The 1,860-nt window shown below is 65.5% G+C and carries 4 protein-coding genes; 2 read left to right on the forward strand and 2 right to left on the reverse strand.

Annotated elements, in window-relative coordinates:
• Positions 1-263 precede the first annotated feature (263 nt).
• Positions 264-509, reverse strand: a complete 246-nt coding sequence (locus KIH73_RS10700; protein WP_219083358.1) for a hypothetical protein — start codon at positions 507-509, stop codon at positions 264-266.
• A 104-nt stretch (positions 510-613) separates the two neighbouring features.
• Between KIH73_RS10700 and KIH73_RS10705 the strand changes: the two genes are divergently transcribed.
• Positions 614-787: a hypothetical protein gene (locus KIH73_RS10705; protein ID WP_219083365.1), complete on the forward strand. Its 174-nt coding sequence runs from the start codon at positions 614-616 to the stop codon at positions 785-787.
• Between the two features lie 180 nt (positions 788-967).
• Here KIH73_RS10705 and KIH73_RS10710 read toward each other — a convergent pair whose 3' ends face one another.
• Entirely contained in the window at positions 968-1,138 is a 171-nt protein-coding gene (locus tag KIH73_RS10710) for a hypothetical protein (RefSeq protein ID WP_219083360.1), read from the reverse strand.
• A 388-nt stretch (positions 1,139-1,526) separates the two neighbouring features.
• Here KIH73_RS10710 and KIH73_RS10715 point away from each other — a divergent pair, with 388 nt between their 5' ends.
• Positions 1,527-1,817, forward strand: coding sequence for a hypothetical protein (locus tag KIH73_RS10715; RefSeq protein WP_219083363.1), 291 nt, complete (start codon positions 1,527-1,529; stop codon positions 1,815-1,817).
• The last annotated feature ends 43 nt before the right edge of the window (positions 1,818-1,860 follow it).

The following is a 1,860-nucleotide window of genomic DNA, read 5'->3' on the forward strand; positions in this document are numbered from 1 at the left end:
GAGATCGCCAAGCTGGCCGACCTGTTCGGCGTGTCCACGGACGTGCTGCTCGGCCGTGAACCACTGGAGGTGGTGTGATGTTGGTGCTTGACCGCCAGAACGGCAAGGTGGCCGTGGCGTCGGCGACGAACATCAGGAAGGTCGGCGAGGGCGTCGTTTGCGTGGGCGCCGACGCCGTGTACATCCATCCCGGCCCGTTGACCAGGGAGCAGGCGGCAATCATCAGGCGTGGACTCCGGGCCATGCTTGACGAGCCGGACGGTTTAGAAGACCTGAAGCGGCGCGGCGGCACCGGCGACGTCGATCTGCCACCACGGGACGCGGCTGGCGTTGATGGTGATGCCGTGGACGCTGTTGTCGGGGAACGTGACCGTGAGCATGAAGGTGTCTCCGGCGGTCATGTGGTTGGTGATGTCGCTGAATGTTCCGGCGTCGGCGCCTCTGATGGTGAGGGGCGTGGTGCTGCCGAGGTAAAGGATGATGTCGAATGCTGCGGCGTCGTCGGTCATGGTTTGTCCTTCCTCCGTTGTGTTCGGCGGGTTGTTTGCTGTCTTGTTCCCAGCCTAACGCGGCGGGGGAAGGGCCTTAACCGTTCGGGAGAAGGAGGGGCGTGATGTTGCGGTGGTTGTATAAGGCGCTGTTCTGCCTGCTGGTCTGGCCGGCGTTGGTCGTGTTCGCCGCGGTCGGCCTGTGGGGCCTGTTCGTCGTGGGCTGTTTGTGCGCGGGCATGGTGGTGCTGGATGTGCCGGAGCGTGTGGGGCGTCGTATGAACGGGGGTGCGCGGTGAGGTTGCTGCGTCAGGTGGGTTTCGTGCTGGCGTTGCTGGCGGATCTGGCCGTGTTGTGGCTGGTGGTGCAGTGGCGTCGGCTCAAGCGTCTCATGGGGTGGTCGGAATGACCGCGGTGATCGTGCGGTGCGTCGAGCCGAGTCTGGGCGTGTACAACCTGCGGGCTACGACCGGCGACGCTCATGTGGTGCTGGCCGTGTCGGAGGACGAGCTGAAGCGGTTGCTGGCTCTGGCGCGTGATGCCAGGGCCGAGCGGAGGCGGTGGCTGGACGCGAACAGGTCGTCCTTGGGGGTGCCGTTGTCGCCGCCGTGATGGATGCGTGCGGCCGCCAGGGCCGTGATCCTGGTCACTCATAATGCGATGGGCTGTGATGCGCCGGCAGGATGGACCGCGCTAGCCCGCTCCGCCCCGGGACGAGCGCGGGGGACCTCGCGGTGTGGCAGTCACCGAGGCGATCGATAAAACCTGTTCCCGACCCTGCGGAGTCGCCGATAAAGGCGGAATCGGGCGGCCATGGCGCGCAATCGTTGCGCGGGCTTCGCGGGGGACCATTCCCGGGGGCTTTGCCCCTCTTGTGTAGCGACGGGCGACCGACCGAAACCGAGACCTACGAGAGTCAGGCGCTGGCGGCACCATGCCCGGAAACGGGTGCGGCGTTCCGCCGGCGCCTGACTAGGTCTTGACACTCCAGGCTCCCTCCCAAAACAGGAGGGATGCAGGAAAGGAAGCGAGGAAATCATGGGAGCTGGACGTGAGCGGTTCGACCGGATGCTCAAGCAGCAGGCGTCCCGGATGCTGGTCAGTCTGGTGGACTGGCGGAAGGCCGGTAAGGAGTACGTGACCCGCGACCTGCTGCTGAAGAGCAGCGGTCTGAAGGACAACGAGCTGCAGAAGATCATACGGGACGGGAACCTTCCCAGGCACACGATGCGTATCGCGGGCGTGAAGGCGTACAGCGTGGACGCGTGCGTGAGGCTGCTGGCCCGGTGGGTCGGGCGGTACGACCTGCTGGTGGACGTGGAGGATTGAGATGGCGGTGAAATCCAAGCCGACGGTGTTCGAGGCGTTGAAC

The sequence above is a fragment of the Bifidobacterium phasiani genome, assembly GCF_019331775.1.
Taxonomy (GTDB): domain Bacteria; phylum Actinomycetota; class Actinomycetes; order Actinomycetales; family Bifidobacteriaceae; genus Bifidobacterium; species Bifidobacterium phasiani.